Annotated in this window: 7 protein-coding genes; 3 read left to right on the top strand and 4 right to left on the bottom strand. The window is 40.3% G+C overall.

What is annotated here, in order from left to right; translation table 11 throughout:
• The coding region (locus tag WB217_RS11970) for a DUF1054 family protein (RefSeq protein ID WP_423993449.1) at nt 1-283 on the top strand (283 nt) is incomplete at its 5' end.
• A gap of 206 nt (nt 284-489) precedes the next feature.
• Here WB217_RS11970 and WB217_RS11965 read toward each other — a convergent pair.
• On the bottom strand, nt 490-780 hold the full coding sequence (locus tag WB217_RS11965; protein ID WP_423993448.1) for a UPF0223 family protein: 291 nt from the start codon (nt 778-780) through the stop codon (nt 490-492).
• A 256-nt stretch (nt 781-1,036) separates the two neighbouring features.
• The gene (locus tag WB217_RS11960; protein WP_423993447.1) at nt 1,037-1,999 is read right to left on the bottom strand and encodes an NAD(P)H-dependent flavin oxidoreductase; all 963 of its coding nucleotides are present in this window, start codon (nt 1,997-1,999) and stop codon (nt 1,037-1,039) included.
• Between the two features lie 505 nt (nt 2,000-2,504).
• On the opposite strand from WB217_RS11960, the gene WB217_RS11955 reads away from it, so the two are divergent.
• Nucleotides 2,505-3,974: an aminotransferase class I/II-fold pyridoxal phosphate-dependent enzyme gene (locus WB217_RS11955; RefSeq protein WP_423993446.1), complete on the top strand. Its 1,470-nt coding sequence runs from the start codon at nt 2,505-2,507 to the stop codon at nt 3,972-3,974.
• A 251-nt stretch (nt 3,975-4,225) separates the two neighbouring features.
• Here WB217_RS11955 and WB217_RS11950 read toward each other — a convergent pair whose 3' ends face one another.
• Both WB217_RS11950 and WB217_RS11945 read right to left on the bottom strand, forming a co-directional pair.
• A complete protein-coding gene (locus tag WB217_RS11950; protein ID WP_207498583.1) occupies nt 4,226-4,348 on the bottom strand; it encodes a GapA-binding peptide SR1P in 123 nt (40 codons plus the stop codon).
• Nucleotides 4,349-4,596: 248 nt separating this feature from the next.
• A complete protein-coding gene (locus WB217_RS11945) occupies nt 4,597-4,896 on the bottom strand; it encodes a DUF3055 domain-containing protein (RefSeq protein ID WP_423993445.1) in 300 nt (99 codons plus the stop codon).
• 158 nt (nt 4,897-5,054) lie between these two features.
• Between WB217_RS11945 and WB217_RS11940 the strand changes: the two genes are divergently transcribed.
• A complete protein-coding gene (locus tag WB217_RS11940; RefSeq protein WP_423993444.1) occupies nt 5,055-5,489 on the top strand; it encodes a DUF1885 family protein in 435 nt (144 codons plus the stop codon).
• Nucleotides 5,490-5,595 lie beyond the last annotated feature (106 nt).

Here is a 5,595-nt window from a genome sequence, read left to right as displayed (position 1 = left end):
CGGCAAAAAGCTAGAAAAAAACATTAATTCCATCTACAAGCAGATTCCGAAGGGTTTCTACTGGTCTGGCGATCATATGAAGCCAGAAGCCACCTTGCACAGCCAATTAACCAAGGAAGAACTCCTTAACATGTTCACTCGCCTTCAGACTGTGAAAAAGGCTGAAATATTATGCGGTTTGAACATTCCGCGCGAGCAAGCTGTCGACATTAGCGGTGAAGAAATGCTATCCAAAATTGAGTTTGTATTTAAAGAGATATTACCCCTATATAAATTGGCATAAACATAAAAAAACGGCGGCAACTGCTCAGTTCCGACAAGCGCAGTCTGCCTACACCTGACAAATCTGGTGTCTGCATCGCACCATTACATTGGGATCGTTTTAGCCCTTCTGCACGGAAAGCAATTTGACTTTTTTGGACGGTACAGTACGCTATTCTAACAAAATAAGGAGCCCATTTTAAATGGGCTCCTCCTCATGTTGATTAATTAATACTTTCGTTTTTGTTGAGATATTTTTATCTTATTTCCTGAGCTGAGTTCTTTTATCGACTTAACAGCCTGATAAGAAGCGTAGCCGCTTACCTCTTCGAACTCATTAAAAAGTGTCTTTTCTTGAGCCTTTCCAGGTACGATTTCCTTGAAACGGCGATATGCCTGCAGCAAAACGTCCCGGTCAATTCCATTTTCATAAGCCTTTTCGATACATTCATAGAAATGGATTGCATCGACAATCTCATCTGTGGACCATGTGTAGTCAATCGGATATTGATATTCCATCATTTCACCTGCTTTTTAGACTTGCGTTTGTATTTGTTGTTATTTATATTGGCGCTGTTGGCTTGACTGGTGATTTCCGCTGCACTGAACATTTCACAAAAATCAACAATCATCAATAACAGTGCCAATAATTAAGGAAATGAGAACATAAAGTAAAAGATCCCTCAGAAAAAACAACATCGAGTACGTTTACAGCCAATTATTGATTAATCTTAGTAGATTTTACAGTTAATCAATCAACAGCGCAACAAATTCCCTAATTGCTCCAGGCACTCCTTATCTCTTCAGCTTCTCTTATTATTCTCTCAAATAATTCACACACTGCTGGCGAATCCTTTATCAGACCCATTACCTGTCCTGCCCAGCCGAATCCATTCTCTTCATCACCTTCATATATATATTTTCTATTAGCAGCGCCGCTTATTAAATCTTTTACTGCTTCATAATTGCCTCCATCTATTTTTTCGATTTCAATGATCCGTTCTGTCAGAGGATTTGTAATAGCCCTTGCTGGCATCCCGAGAGTTCTTTTAATAACAGATGTATCGTTTTCAGTTCCTTCGACCAGTCTGCGTTTGTACACTTCATTTGCATGGACACATTCCTTCGTTGCAATGAATCTGGTTCCCATTTCTATACCCTGGGCGCCAAGGCTTAATGCTGCCATTAGTCCTCTCCCATCGCCGATCCCCCCAGAAGCAATGACAGGTATATTGACTGCATCCACTACAGCAGGGATTAAAACCATCGTACCGATATCACTTTTACCAAGGTGACCTCCTCCTTCTTGCCCTACAACCATGACAGCATCTGCCCCCAGCTCTTCTGCTTTCTGAGCCTGCCTTTTCGCCGCTACAAGAACCAATTTTTTAATATTTGTACCCTTAAGCTGTTCAAAAATCGGGGATGGGTTTCCCCCTGTCATTGAAATTACAGGTACTTTTTCCTCTATCGCAACATCCAGATAATGAGAGAATGGTCTTCCATGCTGGCCGATCGCGAAATTCACTCCAAACGGATGGTCAGTCAACTCTCTGACCTTTTGAATTTCATGGCGGAGTGCCTCAGGGCCAGGCAATGACATTGCTGTAATTTGTCCTAGCCCGCCGGCGTTCGAAACTGCCGCAGCTAAATCGGAATAAGCTAAATATGCAAGCCCCCCCTGTATGATTGGATATTGAATTCCCAACAATTCAGTTACTTTTGTTTTCCAGTTCATATACTCTCTCCCTCGGTTAACGTTTTATTATTACTTCTATTTCATTTGCTGCTTTTCCTTTTTTTCTTGGCTCCGTTAAACAGGCTGTTGATTTTCGTTCCAGGCGCTTCGCTTTCCACGGAATAATTATGAAAAAGCCCAACTGCCGGCTTTTTCATAAGCAATTTCTTCTAGGGGCTGGAGCTAAGCCCGCAGGACACTGAAAGCTTCCACGAATTTGCCCACGCACGATGGAAATGCGTTAACATTTTCGGAGGAATCTACGCGCCTTTCACTACAATCAACAGGGTTTAAGAAAACAACATTAGGCTTTAACAGAGCCTTTTTCTTTTACCACCCTTGCATACCTAGATATGTATACGTAAATAAACCGCACTCCTGCAATATTTCTTTGCAAAGGATATTATTAGTGCTATAATGCATGTGTTTTATTTTTTAAAACAAAACAAAAATAACTTCCAATTGAACGATAAAATCTAATTAAATAAAGAGGTGTGATTATCAATTGTCACAAAACGAAACACCGTTATTTACTAGCCTATTAAAACACGCAGAAAAGAACCCGATTCAGTTTCACATTCCAGGCCATAAAAAAGGCAGCGGAATCGATCCTGAATTCAGGAACTTCATTGGAGATAACGCATTATCAATTGATTTGATTAACATTGGACCTCTTGATGACCTCCATTCACCGAAGGGAATCATCAAGCAAGCGCAGGAACTGGCTGCTGAAGCTTTCGGAGCGGACCATACATTCTTCTCCGTACAAGGTACTAGCGGTGCGATCATGACCATGATAATGACAGTATGTGGACCTGGGGATAAAATTATAGTCCCAAGGAACGTACACAAATCCATTATGTCTGCCATTGTATTCTCAGGTGCGATTCCAATCTTCATCCATCCCGAAATTGATAAAAATCTGGGTATATCCCACGGAATCACTACAGATTCTGTTGAGAGAGCCCTGGAACAGCATCCGGATGCAAAGGGATTGCTTGTCATTAATCCAACTTATTTCGGCTTTGCTGCTGATTTAAAGAAGATTGTCGAAATTGCTCATTCCTACAAAGTGCCTGTCCTGGTTGACGAGGCTCACGGAGTCCATATTCATTTCCATGAAGATCTTCCTTTATCAGCTATGCAAGCTGGTGCTGACATGGCCGCAACCAGTGTCCATAAGTTAGGTGGTTCGATGACTCAGAGTTCTATCTTGAACGTTAAAGAAGGACTTGTTTCCGCAAAGCGCGTACAATCAATCATCAGCATGCTTACGACTACTTCTACTTCTTACCTATTGCTTGCCTCACTAGATACTGCAAGGAGAAGGCTTGCGACAGAAGGAAGAGAGATCCTTGATCGTACTATAAAATTGGCTCAATGGATCCGCGGACAGGTTAATGAAATCGAACATCTTTATTGTCCAGGAGAAGACTTGCTTGGAACAAATGCAACATTCGATTTTGATCCAACAAAAGTGTTGATCAGCATAAAAGATCTGAACATCACAGGTTATGAGGTTGAACAATGGCTTCGTGAAAAATACAATATCGAAGTCGAGTTATCTGACTTGTATAATATTCTGTGCATCATAACTCCTGGAGACACAGAAAAGGAAGCGAAAATTCTTGTTGAAGCATTGCGTGAACTTTCTAAGGAATTTCACTATCTAGCAGAAAAAATCCATGCTGAAGTCATGCTGCCAGACATTCCGTTATTGGCGCTTACGCCTCGAGATGCCTTTTACGCGGATACAGAGGTTGTTCCAGTTGAAGATTCAGAAGGAAGAATCATCGCTGAATTCGTTATGGTTTATCCGCCAGGGATACCAATTTTCATTCCTGGAGAAATCATTACCGAAGAAAACCTTGTTTATATCAAAACAAACATGGAAGCTGGCCTTCCCGTACAAGGACCAGAAGATGATGAATTGAAATATTTCAGGGTTATTAAAGAACATAAAGCAATTCGTTAAAAAAAGCGCAAGCGCCTTGTTCAGCCCCGACAAGCGCTGGCCGACTAAAACCGCCACGTCCTGTGGCAACGTCGGCACTAGGACATCGTGTCCGTCGAAGTGCTGACCGGTGAAGTCGTTCTTTGACTCATTGGGCGGACCGAAGCGACTCGAGGGGCTAGGCTCTGGAGCTGGACATTTCTCGGAGTGAATTTTATACTTTCATATTCCATAAAAAAAAGGGCATGCTGCGCATGCCCTTTTATATATTCTTATCTTTCTTCTGCAACCTCATGGTCACAGCAGTCGCATTTTTTTGAATAAAGAACAGAAACTTTTTCATCTTCGAAATGGTCAATTGTGGAATTGCAAGTTTGACAAACGATTGTACCCATCTTTTCAAACCCCTTTTCGTATTGTTTTGAAAGCGCTTTAACTTCTTTAACTATATAATAATATAACACTATTGATATTTCAAGTATTAATTGTATAACACTTTTAATTATTTTTTTAATTATTATTGTTATATATTCATTAATAATATGTTTTACCTTTTATTAGTATGACACTTTTAATCCAACACCGGTAATGCACTTTAACATACAAAAAAATAAAACAGGCCAGTTTGGCCTGCTCCCGGATGTTATTCGTATTGAGTCTCGAATGGGGCCGTTGGCAGTTCTTCATTGAAAAATAAAGCGAGATCTTCAGCCTGACGTACTTCTGTAATATGGAATGCTCTTTGTAAAAACTCTACATCTTCAATATCCTTTGGGTCGAGGAGTGCTGAACGCCCCGTTTGCATACATACAACGAGCGGTTTTCCGAAAAACATATTTGTATACACGATCCCAAAGTCATACCGAGTATCATTGGTGGTAAACCCCACAAATCTGACTTGAACTTTTTCGTGTTCATCATAAAGCTTTTCGAATAGTTCCATATGCCTCCTCCTTTTTAATTAAATATTTAGAATATTATTATAATTAATTTTTGCCAAAAAGGCAAGGCATATGAAGCTAAAAAGCTTATATTCTATTGTCAATGCTTTTCCCTCAGTGATAAAATGATGGAGAATAGATTGGAAAAGGGGATTGGACAATGTCTAGTAATGCATATATAAAACTTGTTCCATCATCAACTCAGCAAGCCATTTCCACCGATGAACTCAAGGATTTATTTAATTACTACAAACAAATAACCACTAAAACCGGGGACCAGGTAGATTGGAACTATGAAAATTCCGCATTTCCTTATGAGCTAAAGGAAAAAGAAGAAGGCAGAGGTACATGGTTTTATCTGCAATCCACACAGGACCGCTACAATGCGATTTTATTTGGAGTAGACAAAGAAACAATTGTCGATGAAGATGATACAGAACGCGAGCAAACATACATACAAATTACGCTTCCTCCCACTGCTACCGCTGGCGACAAAGGGAAAGCCAACGAGTTCAGCAAATTCCTTGGAAAAAAACTGCAGGGTGAATTGCATTTATTCAACGGAAGAGTAATGTATTTCAATCCACGGAAATAAGATAAACAAACCACCTTTAATTGAAGGAACGTCGACTTAGACCATAAAGAAACGGCTGCTATTGAGCAGCCGTTTCTTTATTTGCAGGGGTCTCTATAAGATAAGG

Source organism: Mesobacillus sp. (assembly GCF_049588175.1).
Classification (GTDB): Bacteria; Bacillota; Bacilli; order Bacillales; family Cytobacillaceae; genus Mesobacillus.
Note: the sequence above shows the minus strand (reverse complement) of the source record. Positions and strands in the feature narration are given on the sequence as shown.